Origin of the sequence: Mycobacterium sp., assembly GCF_044223235.1 — a bacterium.
Lineage (GTDB): Bacteria > Actinomycetota > Actinomycetes > Mycobacteriales > Mycobacteriaceae > Mycobacterium.
Window position 1 is genome coordinate 22,148 of sequence record NZ_JBGAME010000016.1, and the last position, 15,236, is coordinate 37,383.

9 protein-coding genes are annotated in these 15,236 nt (G+C 67.7%); 6 read left to right on the plus strand and 3 right to left on the minus strand.

The features are described 5' to 3' along the window. Nucleotides 1–144 precede the first annotated feature (144 nt). On the plus strand, nt 145–852 hold the full coding sequence (locus ADBZ6K_RS18020) for a hypothetical protein (protein WP_526349132.1): 708 nt from the start codon (nt 145–147) through the stop codon (nt 850–852). A gap of 3 nt (nt 853–855) precedes the next feature. Here ADBZ6K_RS18020 and ADBZ6K_RS18025 read toward each other — a convergent pair whose 3' ends face one another. Continuing rightward, on the minus strand, nt 856–2,214 hold the full coding sequence (locus tag ADBZ6K_RS18025; RefSeq protein ID WP_526349134.1) for a TRAFs-binding domain-containing protein: 1,359 nt from the start codon (nt 2,212–2,214) through the stop codon (nt 856–858). 306 nt (nt 2,215–2,520) lie between these two features. On the opposite strand from ADBZ6K_RS18025, the gene ADBZ6K_RS18030 reads away from it, so the two are divergent. Beyond that, entirely contained in the window at nt 2,521–3,462 is a 942-nt protein-coding gene (locus ADBZ6K_RS18030) for a lipase family protein (protein WP_526349136.1), read from the plus strand. After that, nucleotides 3,459–5,090 carry a trypsin-like serine peptidase gene (locus ADBZ6K_RS18035; RefSeq protein ID WP_526349138.1) on the plus strand — a complete coding sequence of 544 codons (1,632 nt, stop codon included), beginning with the start codon at nt 3,459–3,461 and terminating at the stop codon, nt 5,088–5,090. The genes ADBZ6K_RS18030 and ADBZ6K_RS18035 overlap by 4 nt, the downstream gene beginning before the upstream one ends. 69 nt (nt 5,091–5,159) lie before the next feature. Here the strand turns inward: ADBZ6K_RS18035 and ADBZ6K_RS18040 are convergent, their stop codons facing one another. Then, a complete protein-coding gene (locus ADBZ6K_RS18040; protein ID WP_526349140.1) occupies nt 5,160–10,805 on the minus strand; it encodes a DUF7379 domain-containing protein in 5,646 nt (1,881 codons plus the stop codon). Between the two features lie 7 nt (nt 10,806–10,812). Further along, a complete protein-coding gene (locus ADBZ6K_RS18045; RefSeq protein ID WP_526349142.1) occupies nt 10,813–11,661 on the minus strand; it encodes a caspase family protein in 849 nt (282 codons plus the stop codon). A gap of 693 nt (nt 11,662–12,354) precedes the next feature. Here ADBZ6K_RS18045 and ADBZ6K_RS18050 point away from each other — a divergent pair. The 3 genes from ADBZ6K_RS18050 (at nt 12,355) to ADBZ6K_RS18060 (ending at nt 15,232) form a co-directional block, all read left to right on the plus strand. Next, complete coding sequence (locus ADBZ6K_RS18050; protein WP_526349272.1) at nt 12,355–13,761, plus strand: aldehyde dehydrogenase family protein; 1,407 nt, start codon at nt 12,355–12,357, stop codon at nt 13,759–13,761. Between the two features lie 63 nt (nt 13,762–13,824). Then, entirely contained in the window at nt 13,825–14,688 is an 864-nt protein-coding gene (locus ADBZ6K_RS18055; protein ID WP_526349144.1) for an SDR family NAD(P)-dependent oxidoreductase, read from the plus strand. A 61-nt stretch (nt 14,689–14,749) separates the two neighbouring features. Next, nucleotides 14,750–15,232, plus strand: a complete 483-nt coding sequence (locus ADBZ6K_RS18060) for a DUF456 family protein (protein WP_526349146.1) — start codon at nt 14,750–14,752, stop codon at nt 15,230–15,232. Nucleotides 15,233–15,236: the final 4 nt, after the last annotated feature.

The window sequence follows — 15,236 nt, forward strand, 5'->3', positions numbered from 1 at the left end:
TACGGTGGCTTGCACGTGAGACCAGCGCCGGCGAGATCGGGCAGGAGCGTCGATGACCGACATGATCGGCGAATGGGTTCGCCTGCGCCGCGACATCGCGCGGCGATCGCGGCGCAGGGACACCGCGGCAGTGAAGGCGGGCAGGTGAGCGCCGGGCCGCAGCTGATCCGGGTGCAGAGCCGCGAGGAGTTGCCGGAAGACCTGCGCGCCAACGGCATTGCCGTCGATCGACGCGTGCTCGTGTGCGTCGGCGGCGCGTCGGGAATGAGCGAGGAGCACACCGCGGCGATCAGCGGAGCCTTCCATGACCTCGTTGCGCCCGCGCTGGATCGGTGGTCGGCGACGGTCGTCGACGGCGGCACCGATGCCGGCGTGATGCGGATGGTCGGGCGCGCGAGGATGGGCGCGGGTGGTCGTTTCCCGCTCGTCGGGGTGGCGGCGATCGGCACCATCGAACTGCCCGACGCGCCGCATCCCGTCAGGGACGGTGCACCCCTCGAGCCGAATCACACGCACGTGGTGCTCGTCCCTGGCGACAACTGGGGCGACGAAACCCCCTGGTTGTCAGCCGTCGCAGGGGAGATCGCCAGGGCGCAGCGGTCGGTCACGCTGATGGTGAACGGGGGAGCGATCGCGTTGCGCGACGCCCAGACCAGCATCGCCGCCGGGCGGCCCCTGGTGGTGCTGGCCGGATCGGGCCGCAGCGCCGACGAGATCGCCAGCGCGCGGGCCGGTAGTGAAGTTGGCGAACAGGCGAGGATTGTCGCCGCCTCGCCGCTGACCACAATCGTCGACGCCGCCGATCCGAGCAGCATTCTCGACGGCATCTCCTCGGCGCTGGACGTCGGCTAGAAGTCAGGGCTCCAGCAGCGTTTCGAGCTGTTTGGCGATGACCTTCAGCGCACCCTTCACCACCGGATCGGAATGGTGCTCGATGTCGGTCTGCAGGTCACTCAGCGTCGACTTGAGCTTCCAGGCGCTCGGTCCGTCCGCCTCGACACGCGCCTTGAGGTCCCTGGCGGCCGCGACGTCGCCGCGGTAGAACGCCAAGCCGAGCAGGGTGGCCCGGGTCCATTCACCTTCGCTGCCAATGGCAATGGCGCGCCGGCACGCCTCGGTGGCGATGATGGCAACCTCGTCGGCCCGAACTGCGTCGTTGCCCTCACCACGCTTGCGGTACAGCCGGGGCAGGTTCGAGGCGGGGTAATAGTCGTTCAGATCGACCTGCATCCCCTTCTCGTAGGCGTCGATGGCCTTGTTGAGGTACTGCCGCCGGTCTGCCTCGCGGTGGGCGACGCGCATCAGGTCCTTGAACCGGCCACCGAGCAGCCCGTAGCGTTCGGAGGTGGGCCCGTGCTGTTTGATCAGCACATCGAGAAGACCTGCGGCGGCGGCTGATTCGCCCTTCTTGCCCAGGGCGAACGCGGCCCGCTCCAATACGTCGGGCCGCTCCATCAGATGTGGCGGCAGCTTGTCGATGTAGTCCTTGAGATACTGCCAGTCGTCCGTGGACGACGCCGTCTCCCTCAACAACCATGACAGCCTCAGCCGCACGACATCGCGAACATTCGGTTGGTTGTCGTAGCGCTCCACGATGTCGCGGGCGGCCTGCGGCCGGTCCGCCTCGGGCAGATGGAAGACGCCCCGCACCTCCCCGTCGAAGGCCGCGATCTCGCCGACGATGGAGCGGAATGCCGGCATCCGAGTCTCGTCGATGTCGCCGGGGTATCCGGGGACTGCGTCGAAGACCGGTGAGGTGCCCCCGATCCGCGGCTGGATCAGCTCGACGAGCCTCTCGACGGTCTGCTTGGCGTAGTCCTCGGGGATCTGGCCGTCGGGCAGTGGGAAGCGGTCCTGTCGCATCTGGGCCAGGTCGAACGGAGCCTTCGACCAATCCGCGGACAGCAGCACACAACCGCGGGGTTTAGCCGCGTGTCGCACGCCGATCTCGTAGTACACGTTGGCGTTGGGCAGTGTGACGTCGGCGAGCACCAGGTCGGCGATCGCGAGCCGCTGAATCATGTCGTTGATGATCAGGGCTCCGATATCCCGATCCGCACGAACGGGCTCGTATCCGAGCCGAACGAGCGCAGGCTCGTACACCCGCTCCCACAGGGCGTCGAAGTTGATGGTGGCGGGGACGCCGGCGTCCGTTCGATCGGCTACGGCCTTCGTCCCGAAGGGCATGACCATGAACGCAATCGGATCGGGCATCAGCGCTCCGTTCGTGGAGCCGACATGCTGGACTGAGCCTTGGACTGAGCCGCTGCGTGTCGCACGGCCGACAACGAACCCGTCATCAGTACCCCCGCACATGTGTGGTGCCAGTGACAGTAGCGGGCCGCGGGTTGGCCTGCGGTGTTTTGGTGCCCGGAGAAACCCGAGAACGTGGGCCCTCCGCTCGAATTCCCCGAACCAACGACAATGGCGCCGCCCCATGCGGGACAATTCGTTTCACATCAGTCGGCACGCCGTCGAAAAGCATGTGTCATCTCATGTTTCACAAAAGGGAAAGGCGAAATGCCACATATCACGTTCATTCACGGCATCGGGAACAAGCTGACCCCAGACAAGCTGCTGCGCGAATGGAAGATCGCTTTGTCCGACAACGACGGCGTCAATCTCGACGCACTCGGAGTGACGTCGTCGATGGTGTACTGGGCCGACATGCTCTACGCCAACCCGGTCGCCGAGGAGACCGCGCAGGAGGCGTCACCCTTGGAAGTGGCGGGCATGGTGGACGCCGAAGACGCCGACCTGAGCTGGCTCGCCGACGTGCCCGAGGACGAGCGGATGTTTGTCGAGTCGGTGGGCCGTCAGGTCGGACTGGCCGATGTCGCCGCAACGACCGACGAGCAGGCGCCCGACCCGATCGTGGCCGGCACACCGCTGGAGGCGGTGCCGTTGCCGCCATGGCTCAAGAAGCGGCTCATGCGGGTGTTCCTCCGCGACGTCCACCACTTCATCTACGACACGGCGACCTCGCCCCGGCCGGGGGAGTCGTACCGCATCCGCACCGATGTGCGGGCACGAGTCCGCCAGGCGCTCGACGAGGCCCACGCGCAGCCGGGTCCGCATCTACTGGTCGGCCACAGCCTGGGCACTGTGATCGCGTACGACGCGCTGACCGGAATCGACGATGCGCCGCCAGTGGATGCACTGCTGACGATCGGCAGTCCCTTGGGTATGTCGGAGATCCGTGACGGGCTCACGCCGCCCTGGACTGCGGCGGATGGGTGGCCGTCGCAGCGGCTCGGCGACGGCGCGTGGACCAACGTCTTCGACGAGCTGGATCCGGTGTGCGGGTTCCGCGATCGTAAGATCGCGACCCACTATCGGCGTTCGGATCAGACCCGTGTCGCCGATGTCGCGGTGTCCAACGACGGGTACTGGCGTCACAGCATCGGCAAGTACCTCGGCCAGGTGCCGCTGCGCTCGGTCATCTCGGACATCTTCGAATGACCGTCACGCACAAAGAGGTTGGCTCCCTCAGAGAGCTGGAGGCGCTGATCGCCGAAGCGGTCCAACAGTTCGACTGGCCCGCGGTCAAGCGGCATGCGGGCGACTACTCCCGGCTGCTGCGAGCGGCCGAGGACCTCACACCGCGGACTACGGCACTGCTCAAAACGCTGCTGAAGAATCTGCAGTACGAGGCCGTCATGGATGTCGCCGATGCCGCGCTTGCCGTCGCCCCCGGCGACCGGACGGTGTGGCAGAACTATGCGCAGGCGTTGGTCGACCAGCGCAGGACCGCCCCTGCGCTGCGCATCTACGCGGAGCTGGCGGAGGATCCGGCCGCCTCGGCAGAAGACCACGCCGAGGCCAGCGGCGGTGTCGGCCGCTGCTACAAGCAGCTGTTCCTCACCGCAACCAGCGGCAGCCGCCGCGCCGACTACCTGCGGCGCGCGCTGGACGTGTACACCGTGCTCTACAACACCGACCGGCGCCGGCGTTACTGGCATGGGATCAACGCGGTGGCCCTGCTGGCGTACGCGGACCGGAACTCGATGACCATTCCCGGCATCCCCGACCCCGGCAGCGTCGCGATCGAACTCGCGAAGGAGGTCCTTACCGTCGTTGCCGACGCGGATGACGCGTGGGCGAAGCTGACGGCGTGCGAAGCCAACCTCGCGCTCGGCGAGGTCGACGAGGCGCTTCTGCAGGCCAGGGAGTTCTGCGCCGCCAGTGCCACGGACGCGTTCGCGATCGGTGCGTTCCTGCGTCAGGTGCTCGAAGTGTGGCAGGTGACACCGACTTCCACGCTGGGCACGACGTTGGTTCCGCTGCTGCGCGCGGCCTTGGTTCGCAGAAGCGGGGGCTCTGTCGTCCTGGGCAGCGCTGATGTGGCGGCCTCGCGCATCGAGGAGCTGGGGCCGGGCGGGCGGCTCGAGAAGGTCTTCGGATCCGACCGGTATCAGACGTTGCGGTGGTGGCGAACCGGGTTGTTGCGGTGCCGGGCGGTGGTGCGCATCGACGACGCGATGCGCAACGGGCGCGGGACGGGTTTCCTCGTCAAAGGCAGCGACCTGCATCCGTTGTTACCGGAGTTCGTCGTCATGACCAACGGACACGTCGTTCCCGAAGCGGTCCAACCGGAGGACGCCACGGTCGCATTCCACGGGCTCGATGCCGACGAGATCCAATCGACGACGTCCACGGTGCGCAAGGTGTGGTGGTACTCGTCGTCGAGCAGTCCCGGACTGGACACCACGGTGCTGGAGATCGATGCGGTCCCGGCCGGGCTCGAACCCATTCCACTGGTCAAGAACCTGCCCGTGCTCAGCGACACATCGCGCGCGTACATCATCGGCCATCCGAGGGGATACGACCAGCCGCAGTTCTCCATCCAGGACAACCTGTTGATCGGGCACGACACCACCCGCCTGCATTACCGCGCGCCGACCGAGGGTGGCAGTTCGGGCAGCCCGGTATTCGAAAGCGGCGCGTGGAAGGTGATCGGCCTGCACCACGCGGGCAGCGTCACGATGCCCCGGTTGGACGGGCAGGGCACCTATGAGGCCAACGAGGCCCTCAGGATCGACGCCATCCGCACCGCGATCGGCACGGCCTTCGAACGCGACCCGCCTTAAACTTCCACGTAGCAGCACCGAATGTGCACGCACGGCGAAGAATCTGCCAGCGAGTTTCCCGACGTGAGTTCACATTCGGCGAAGCGTTGGGGCATCGCCGGTGAGCGCGCGACTCAACTCGGACAGGCGTTGCACGGTGGATGTCGTCGCGGCCCGTTCCGGTTGTAGCGCGCCGAGCAGCGCCTCGGTGAGCCGGATCTGCGCGACCACCGAATCAAGCTCGCCCACGTTGGGCGCTGCCCGCGCGATGGCATCGCGGTACTCGGACTTCAGCCGTCGCAGTTCCGCGTCCGCCGTGGTGTCGTTCCCGCCGAGTAGGCCGGTCAACAGCGCACGCGCGAGAGCCGCATCGGCCCGCGCGACGGCGGCGAAGAACGTCCGGTCGATGAGGAAGCGTTCACGTGCGGTCGCCTCGCACCGATTGATCAGTTCATCGGCGCCGGGGATCCGCTCACCGAGGACCAGTGCCATCGTCAGCCAGTTCAGTGCGGGGTACGGATCGAGTTCCTGGCGCTGCAGGTTGAGCTGATGTGCCAGCCGGTAGTTCTTGCGGGCCTTGCCGACCGCGGCTCGGACGGCCTTCGGGTCGGCTTCGGCGGCGGCTCGACGCTTGTAGGCGCCGCCGAGAAGACTGTGCCGCTCCGCCGTCGGGGCCACCGCGATGAGCTGCTCGAGGCGATGTATGGCGGACTTGTGCATCGCCAGACCGCGGGCGGCCTGACCGTTGGTGTGCCGTTCGGCAAGGCGCGCTTCGAAATTCGCGAGCTGCTCGACCGCGCGGAGTGTCGTGGTCGAGTTCTCGCCTTCACCGGTGAGAGCTCCCGCGAGGTACTCCATGGCCTTTTCGAACTGGCCGAGCTTGCCGTACGCGTAGCCGATGGTCATCTGCACATCGGTCTGTGCCTGCCAGCTGGCGGGGCACGTTTTCACCAGCTCATCGAGCCGGTTGATCGACGAACCGGGTGCCCGGCCGTCCTCCGCCGCGCAGCCGATGTTGCGGACCGCCTCGACGAACTCGGCGACGTCCACCTGATCCAGCTCAGCCCCCGCGCCTCCGGTCGCGGAGGGATCCAGCCGATAGTCGGGGTCGCCGTACGCCTGATACGCACCCCAGGTGTTGCTGTCCTGAAACTGTGCGAAGGTATCCACGCGCGCCGCCTTGAGCGCACGGCCGAAGGTCTCGCCCCGCAGCATGCATTCGTAGAACCGCACCGCGAACACCTTGGCGGCGGCGTCGTCGACCGCCCAGCCGGCGGCGACCACCGCGCGCACCCCCATCTCGATCAACTCACGGGAAACGCTGGCCGCCAGGCGATTGAACTCGACGGCGGGGGTCTGCGGCGCGGCACCGGATCCGGTCTGGCCGATGTGGCAGCAGTTGAGGAACACCAGCTCGGGAACCTGTTGCATCTGCTTCACCTCGACGGCGGTGAGGAAGATGCCGTTGTCGAGCACCATGCCGCTGCGAGCCTTACCTACGATGCTCCTCGCGTCCGCGGTACCTCCGATGCTCCTCGCGTCCGCGGTACCGTCCGCGGTGCCCGGCGGCTGGTAGTAGCCGTGTCCGGCCAGATGCACGATCCGGTACGGACGCTTGTACAGTCCGGCCAGCACCTCAAGCGCCGATGGCTTCGACAGCGGGGGGTCGACCTCGAATTCCCCGCGCAGCAGGTCGTACACCGCGCCGGCCTCTTCCTCGGCGCCCTTGAGCTGCCTGAACGGCGCGCTGACCTTCGGGTCGCCGACGACGTAGGCCGCCGTTCCCGCCCTGGTGCCGATCTGCGGCCGGTAGTTGGCGGTCTGCAGTTGTCGCACAAGGCCTTTGGTCAGACAGAGCGGCTTGTCGCCGGGGCTCATGAGCTCCCACGGGTAGGCGGCGCTCTCCGCGTCGAGGACCAGAACCAGGTTGTCGACCTGCGCGAGACCGGATTTGAGCTCGTTGGGCACGGTGAGCTCGAACAGCACCCGCGATTCCTCGGCCCGGTAGCGCGTCTGGCAGATCGAATCCTTGATCAGGCGCTCCACCAATTCGGGCTGTCGCTGTTGTGAGGTGGCCTCGGCGCGTGCGCGCGCGGAGAGGGTGAGGAACTTGATCTCGCGGTACACCTCCGGCGTCTCGGCGGGCTGCCCGATCGCCAGTTCGGCGAGCGCTTCGAGCAATTCGGTGTCGGCGTCGGTGGTTTCGAGCACCGCGCGCTTGAGACGGTCCGCGAGGGGCTTGGGTAACCGCGCGGGGGCCGACGAGCGGGCTGGTGTCTCCACGCTCACCTCCCACCGGCGCCAGGCATCGCGGTCGGACGTCGACCTCAGGCGGCTGCGGCCCTCGCGGCCGCGCTTGAGGAGCGGTACCGGCTCGATGGTTGCGCCGAGTTCGTTGCCGATAAGCGTCGCAAGCTCTTTGACCGCGTGGGCCGCCTCCGTCGCGCGGTCGGCGTAGAGCTCGATGATCTCCACTTCCTGGATCGTCAATGCCTCACACCTGCCGCCCGCGAGTTCCCGGTTGGCTTGTGCGATCGCCCGCAGGATGGCGCCGACGGAATCACCGACGGCGATGTTGGATGTCGAGTTGCCACCGACCAGCAGCACCGAAAGACCCAACTTCGGCGGGCCTTCGACGGCACCCGCCGAGGTGTCCATGGCGTCGCACCGCTGCAGCACGTATTGCAGCGCGGCGCGGCGCAGCAGGTTGGCGAGTTGCTCTGCGCTGAGTTCACCCCATTTGCCCAGCCCGATGACGACCGCCCCGTGGGGCAGGTGAAGCACTTCCTGCAAGGGCGTGGGCTTTCGCAAGACCACTGCGACGGAACCGAACTCGGCAGGGTAGAGACCAAGCGCGTAGCGCTGCTTGAGCACACCGCCCAGCAGCCTGTCGATGACGGCTTCCGCGCCGACGATCGTGTCGCCTTCGTAGTGGCCCACCACGATCGGATAGTGGGCAAAGCGCAAGTCGTCGTGGACGACTTCGACGCGGAAGCCCGGCCGCCCCCGCCGTCCGTACGACGCGCGCGGCTCCTGGCCGAGAAGTCCTGCCGCCAAGGATGTCTCGGTCGGGTAGAGCACCGGCTCCGGGAGGGTCCGGTACACGACGGCGCCGCCCCGCGTGGCACTGGCCGGGGTGGCGGCCAACCGTGACGTCTTACCGGTGTCGAGCAGGTCCGCGATCGCACGGAATCCCGGCCGGTGCGAGGCAAGATCGCCGTGCACCGCGTCCATGTACCACGTCAGAACTCCCGCAAGGCGGCCGGATTCATAGGTGACCCGGCCGTCGCCCTCGGAGGTGGCCTCCAGGACGACGCGACCGTCGACGACCTCGACCCCGGCCACGGTGCGCGACGAGGCTCCGGCCACGTAGTGCACGTGATCGGCGTGGGGGAAGAGTGTCAGCTGTGCGGCGAGACGCTTACGCGTTCTCGCAGCGGCCTCGAGCAGGTCCTTGTCGGGCACCGCGGATTCGTCGAGCTGACGGCGGTGGGACAGCCAGGTGGCGGTCTGGAAGTACTCGTCCCCGTCGGGCAGCAGTTCGAGCACGCCGGGGAACGTCGCGATGATGCCGACAACCTGCGCGGTGTCGTGCATGAGGTCGAGCATTGCGAGTTGCTGGACGCTTTGGGCGGTGCCGAGGACGGCCTCGACGATGTCGAATGAGCCGCGGTTCGGCGTGCCCAGCATGACCAGCCGGGCGCCGTCACGTTCGCATATGCGATCCCACAGGTCGGGCCGCGCCGCGATCATCGCCCGCACCACCAGCCCGCCCATGCTGTGGGCGACGAAACGCACCGGCTGCGAGGTCCTGGTCAGCACCTTCTCGACCTCGCGGGCCAGCAGCGCCGCCGCGTGTTCGACCGAACGGCGCCAGTCGTAGGCGAACGGGATGACCTCATGGGAGGTCTGCAGGTACTCGCACAGTCCCCGGTAGCCGTCCCCGACCAGGGATACCGGCTCCACGTTGGGTGCATCGATGCCGAGGTCGCCGAGGCCGCCCCACAGCAGGGCGGAATGGCACAGCCACACGTCACGGTCGCCGACGCTGAGGTTCGACCCCATGATCCCCGGCAACACGAACACCACCGGCTGGTCGGCACCGGAGCGTGTCTGCATCGACCTGAGCATCGTCACCGGCTCGAACCTGCCGGCGGGGAGCTCTTCGAATGGTTTGGGGCGCTGCCCCGGCGCGGCGGCCAGCCAGTCGACCAGCGCGGCACGCGTGCGTGCGTTCTTGAAGTAGTTGAAGTGGCTTACGTCGGCGCCCTGGTCGAATACGTAGCCGGCGACACCGTGGCGGGCTCCGTCGAACATCGAGTCGGTGTTGACGACGAGGTCGTTGTTGCGGCCTTCGTACACGATGTGGTCACTGGCGAACACACCGAGGCGCTTGACCCAGTTCCCGCCCTCGATATCGCCCGCGATGACGCCGATGGCGCCGTCGGCCGGATCCTTCAGGTTGTTCAACAGCGCCACCAGAGGTGACGGCGGCATCATCGCCTCAAGCCCGGGCACCAGCCCCGGCTTGGTCCGATTCTTGACGATCTCCAGCGTGACCCGCTTGATCACCTCGTACAGCGGGCTTCCGCCGACGCCCGGGATCAGCCCGACGAGGTTGGTGAGCACCGACAGGAAGGTGTCGATGTTCTGCGACGCGAGCAGCGTGCCCCGCGACGGGGATGCGCAGCGCACGAACCGTTCGATCCGCAGCTGCCGCTGCCCGATGAGGGTCGCCAGCCGTTCCAATTGCATTCGATCGCGTTCATCGGCCAGGTGCAGGTCGGGATCGTTGCGGTTGAAGCGCGCGAGCAGGTCGGTGCCGATCGACTTCAGTGAGATGAGATCGCCCACCAGCCCGCCGCGGGAATGCGACACCATGCTGACTCGGGCGTTGCGCGGCAGCGCGGTGAGCAGGTCGATGGCGTTGTCGATCGGGCTGTCGCTCAACGTGCGGTGTTCGAAGGCATAGATGTGCCCGTCGTAGAGCCGGCGCAGCGCCTGCCACTGCGCCTGCGCGTCTGGGTCGAGGAACCTGCCGAAGCTGCCGCGGGTGGACGACGCCGTGCCGTGGATGAAAACCAGGATCGGTTTCTCGGCGTCGAAGCCGTCGAACTTCGCGGGCCGGATGCCCACCGCGGCCGCCTCATCGGAGGGCTCGCGGATGGCGTCATCCCAGGTGTACAGGCCTGGGCCGGGCCGGAGGTTGTTCTCGAGGATGCGCATCAGCGCCTTGGTGATCAACCAGGCCGGGATCGTCACGGTGAGGTCGATCGCGAGGTCCTTCGCCTCCTGCAGGAGGTCGGCGGGCCACTGCCGGGGGTCGTTGCCGAGGGCGGTGATGCGGTCGGGCCGCAGGCGCAGCACGCGCAACTTGCTGGCCACCCAGTCGATGACCTCGCCGCGTTCGGACACCTGCGGCAGGGTGTCGACCGAGACGGCTTCGCCTGCCTTGGCCTGCGGCTTGAGCAGTGGGACGACCTCGTAATACCGCTTGGCCGAGGTCCACGCCTTGAACCCGCCCTCGACCTCGATCTCCAGTACGTCGTCGTCCTCGACCGGGAGGTCCTGCGGGCCGGCGGCCGCGTCGCGAGCCGCCGGCGTGACGTTGAAGGAGTGGACCACCTCGACCGCGTCAAGTAGGTCGGTCACCGCGCCGTCGGAGCCGCCGCGGGTCTTGGCCCGCAGCTCGTCGGCTTCGTCGCGTTGGCCGTAAACCCGCAGCGTGACGGTCATGGCTGGATTAATCGAGCGGGGCCAGGAACGGCTGGTCGAGCCGTGCCTTGTTACCTTCCAGCTGGGGGATCTGGTCGTAGCGCCCGCGCTTCAGCTTCGCGCAGGTCGCGTCGTGCAGTTCGCGGTAGGACAACTGTTTGGTCGCCTCGCCGATCGCCTCGACGAGGTTGTACGTGAGCGCGCCCGCGTATCCGCCGTTGATGGCGGCGTCGGCCGAGGTCTGGTCGGCGCGGCAGCCCGAGATCAGGACTTCCGGCATGTCGTCGACCGGAACGATGTCGCGCTTTGCGCGTTCCTCCTCGGGCGCTTTGTGCAGGGTCCCCCTGGTTGCTCCCGCCAGGCTTCGCCCGGATTCGACGGCGGCCAGATCCCACGGGCTCGGGAGGTAGCGCTCGATGATCGGTGCGTCAGGCGGCTCGAGGGCGCGGGTGACGGTGCCGGAATGGCAGGAGTCCGAGATCATCGTGAGGTTGACGCCGTCCCGTAGACCGTCGAAGACGTTGCGCAACCAGTCGTCGCGCAACGGGTCATACCAGTCCAGGTCCGTTGGGCAGAGGATCTCGTCGCGGTTATCGGCTTCGTCGCCGTTGTCGTCGGGGACGTTGGAGCCGTGCCCGGAGTAGTGCAGCAGCAGCACATCGCCACGGTTGCCGCTCTGGATCAGCCCGGTGATCGCATCCTGCATCGCCTTCTTGGTGGCGTCGAAGTCGGTGATCATCTGGATGTCGGCCGCGTCGAAGCCGTACAGCCGCTGCAGCAGGTCGGACATGTTCTTCACGTCCGGCACGCACCCGCGCAGGTCCGCACCGGGGATGCGGTAGCGGTTGATGCCGATGAGGACTGCCTTTTTCGCCATGTGCTCACTCCCTCGATGTGTGTGGTCACCCCGGCCCGCGCATCCCGCCTGAGGGTGCGATTCGAATCGTGCCGCCGATCCGGCGTCGCGACATGAGTACCGCACTACCTGAATTGGCTGAGGTCGTGTACTCAGCTAACGGGCGGCGCATGCGGGCGGCCGCGGCCCGTCCGGCGGGCAGGACCGGTGAGGACGACGATCGCTGACTGGAAATCTAGTGCGCGGGGCAGGGCGGCGTGGCCCCGACGGTTCGACGAATCACGCGGTCTCCAGGCCAGTTTCATTGCGGGGTGGCCGGAGATGGCGCCCGGGGCGAGTGCGGGACGGGCAGGCGTCGGATCGCGCCGGCGAGGGACTCGATCGCCCGCTCCACCGGTGCGATGTCACTCTTGTCTGGCAACCTTGTCTGGCAAACGAAGAGTGGATGCCGCCCGCGATCGGGGCTCTGTTCGACCTGGCCGCTCGTTCGGCGGGGCGATGATGCCGCAAACCGGCTGGTTGGCCGCGCAGCGCCTTGAGGTACCGATCCGGCGGTCAGCGGTCCAGGCGGAAGGTCAGAGGTCAGATTCCGAGGCCGTGAGGCGGCTCTACCGACCAAATCGGACACATATCCCCAGGTCGGTCATTCGGTGGTGCGCGGCGGCCCAACCGGTTGGTTAGGATGCCGGAGACACTGCCGTCAGGAGGGACATCATCATGACCACCGACGCAGTTGACCCTGCCGTGCGCACGATTTCGGCCCCCGACGTCGCCGGCACGGTCGCTCGTCTGCGGCGCACCTTCGCCAGCGGGCGGACCCGTGCATTGGAGTGGCGAAAGCGGCAGCTCAGCGCGCTGGAAGCGCTGCTGGCCGAGAACGAGCCCGCATTCATCGACGCGCTGCACGAAGACCTCGGCCGAAGCCCTTTCGAGGCGTGGCTGGTGGACTGCGCGCCTACCGTGGGTGAGGCCCGGTACGCCGCCAAGAACGTCGGCAAGTGGATGCGGCGCCGATACCGGCTGCTCGAGATGGCCCAGCTCCCCGGCCTCGGCTGGGTGGAGTATGAGCCGTACGGCACGGTCCTGGTCATCGGGGCCTGGAACTACCCGTTCTATCTGACCCTCGGCCCGGCCGTCGGCGCGATCGCCGCAGGCAACACGGTGGTACTGAAACCGTCCGAGATCGCGCCGTCCTCCTCGCGACTGATGGCCGACCTGGTTCCGCGCTATCTCGACGCCGACGCCATCGCGGTGGTGGAAGGCGACGGTGCGGTCAGCCAGGAGCTCATCGCGCAGGGCCTCGACCGGGTGATGTTCACGGGGAGCACGGAGATCGGCCGCAAGGTCTATGAGGGTGCGGCGACGCATCTGACCCCGGTCACCCTCGAGCTGGGCGGCAAGAGCCCCGTCATCGTGGCGGCGGACGCCGATATCGACGTCGCGGCCAAGCGGATCGCCTGGGTCAAACTGATCAACGCCGGTCAGACCTGCGTCGCTCCGGACTACGTGCTGGCCGACGCCGCCATCCGCGACCAGCTGGTCGACGGGATCGCCGATGCCATACGGGAATTCGGGGCCACGGACGGCAAGCGCATCGTCAACCAGCGCCAGTTCGATCGGCTGGCCGCCTACCTGTCCGCCACCGAGGGACGCGTCGTGGTGGGCGGCGGATCCGATCCGGCGACGCTGCGGATCGAGCCGACCGTCGTCGTCGACCCCGACCCCGGCGAGCCGATGATGCAGAACGAGATCTTCGGCCCAATCCTTCCCGTCCGGACGGTCCAATCCCTGGACGACGCAATCACTTTCGTGAACTCGCGGCCCAAACCGCTGTCCGCCTACCTGTTCACCAGGGCCAAGGCCACCAGGGACCGGGTGATCCGCGAGGTGTCCGCGGGCGGCATGGTGGTCAACCACATAGGATTCCAGGTGCTGACGGCCAAGCTGCCCTTTGGTGGCGTCGGCGCCTCGGGAATGGGCGCCTACCACGGTAAGTGGGGCTTCGAAGAGTTCAGTCACCGCAAGACGGTGCTCACCAAACCCACGCGACCCGATGTGTCGCGCATGGTCTACCCGCCGTACACAGACAAGGCGTGGAAGCTGGCCCGCAAGCTTTTCTAGCGGCCAGAAGGCAACAACACGGCGGACTGGACAGCCCGGTCCGCCAATGAGGAGAGGAAACAGATGCCAGGAGTGCAGGATCGTGTCGTCGTTGTCACCGGGGCGGGCGGCGGCTTGGGCCGTCAGTACGCCCTGACGCTGGCCCGGGAGGGTGCCAGCGTGGTCGTCAACGATCTCGGTGGCGCGCGTGACGGCAGCGGCGGCGGGTCGGCGATGGCCGACAAGGTGGTCGCTGAGATCAAGGAGGCCGGCGGCCGCGCGGTGGCCAACTACGACAGCGTGGCGGAGAGCGACGGCGCCGCGGGCATCATCCAGACCGCGCTCGACGAGTTCGGCGCCATCCACGGCATCGTCAGCAACGCGGGCATCCTGCGGGACGGTACCTTCCACAAGATGACGGCCGACGCCTTCGACGCCGTTCTGAAGGTGCACCTCTACGGCGGCTACAACGTCGTCCGCGCCGCATGGCCGCACTTCCGCGAGCAGGGCTACGGCCGGGTGGTGGTCGCCACCTCGACCAGCGGCCTGTTCGGCAACTTCGGCCAGGCCAACTACGGCGCCGCCAAGCTGGGTCTCGTCGGGCTGATCAACACGCTGGCCCAGGAGGGCGCGAAGTACAACATCAAGGCCAACGCGATCGCCCCGCTGGCCGCGACCCGCATGACCGAGGACATTCTGCCCGCCGAGACGCTGCAGAGGCTGAACCCCGAGTTCGTCGCGCCGGTGGTGGCCTTCCTGTGCACCGAAGAGGTGCCGGATACGGCGTCGGTGTTCATCGCCGGCGGTGGCCGGGTCCAGCGGGTCGCCCTGTTCCAGAACGAGGGCGTGCAGTTCGCCACCCCGCCGACCGTCGAAGACATCGCCGACAATTGGGCCAAGATCGACGACCTCGGCACCGCCGAATTCGCGACCTTCCAGCTGCGCTGACCGCAGCGAGACCCCGCCGCGGCTCATGCCCGATCGGCGCACTGCGCCGTAAGGTCGGTCCGTGAGCATCGGCGGGGTCTTACTGGTCGGCCTGGCCATCGCCATCGGGCTGACCGGCATCATCGTGCCGATCCTGCCCGGCGCCCTGCTGGTATACGGCGCGATCGCGGTGTGGGCGGTCGTTGTGGGCACACCCGTCGCCTGGGTGACGCTGGGGGTGGTCACCGCGCTGATCGGTGTCAGCACCGTCGTCAAGTACACCTGGCCGGTGCGGCGGATGAGGCAGGCCGACGTCGGCCGCTGGAGCCTGGTGGCGGGCGCGGTGCTCGGCATCGTCGGGTTCTTCGTGGTGCCGGTGATCGGCCTGCTGATCGGCTTCGTGGTGGGGGTTTACCTCGCCGAGCTGGCCAACCGGCGCAGCCATCGGCTGGCGTGGACGTCGACCGTGCACGCCCTCAAGGGAGTCGCCCTCTCCGTCGGGGTGGAGCTCACCGGCGCGCTGCTGGCCACGGTCGCCTGGGTGGTCGGCGTCGTCCTGTCCTGACGTG

Excerpts from the sequence above, each read along its gene's own strand:
- ADBZ6K_RS18040 (WP_526349140.1), bottom strand. The coding sequence starts at position 10,805 with ATGACCGTCACGCTGCGGGTTTACGGCCAACGCGACGAAGCCGACGAG.
- ADBZ6K_RS18030 (WP_526349136.1), top strand. The coding sequence starts at position 2,521 with ATGCCACATATCACGTTCATTCACGGCATCGGGAACAAGCTGACCCCA.
- ADBZ6K_RS18025 (WP_526349134.1), bottom strand. The coding sequence starts at position 2,214 with ATGCCCGATCCGATTGCGTTCATGGTCATGCCCTTCGGGACGAAGGCC.
- ADBZ6K_RS18055 (WP_526349144.1), top strand. The coding sequence starts at position 13,825 with ATGCCAGGAGTGCAGGATCGTGTCGTCGTTGTCACCGGGGCGGGCGGC.
- ADBZ6K_RS18035 (WP_526349138.1), top strand. The coding sequence starts at position 3,459 with ATGACCGTCACGCACAAAGAGGTTGGCTCCCTCAGAGAGCTGGAGGCG.
- ADBZ6K_RS18045 (WP_526349142.1), bottom strand. The coding sequence starts at position 11,661 with ATGGCGAAAAAGGCAGTCCTCATCGGCATCAACCGCTACCGCATCCCC.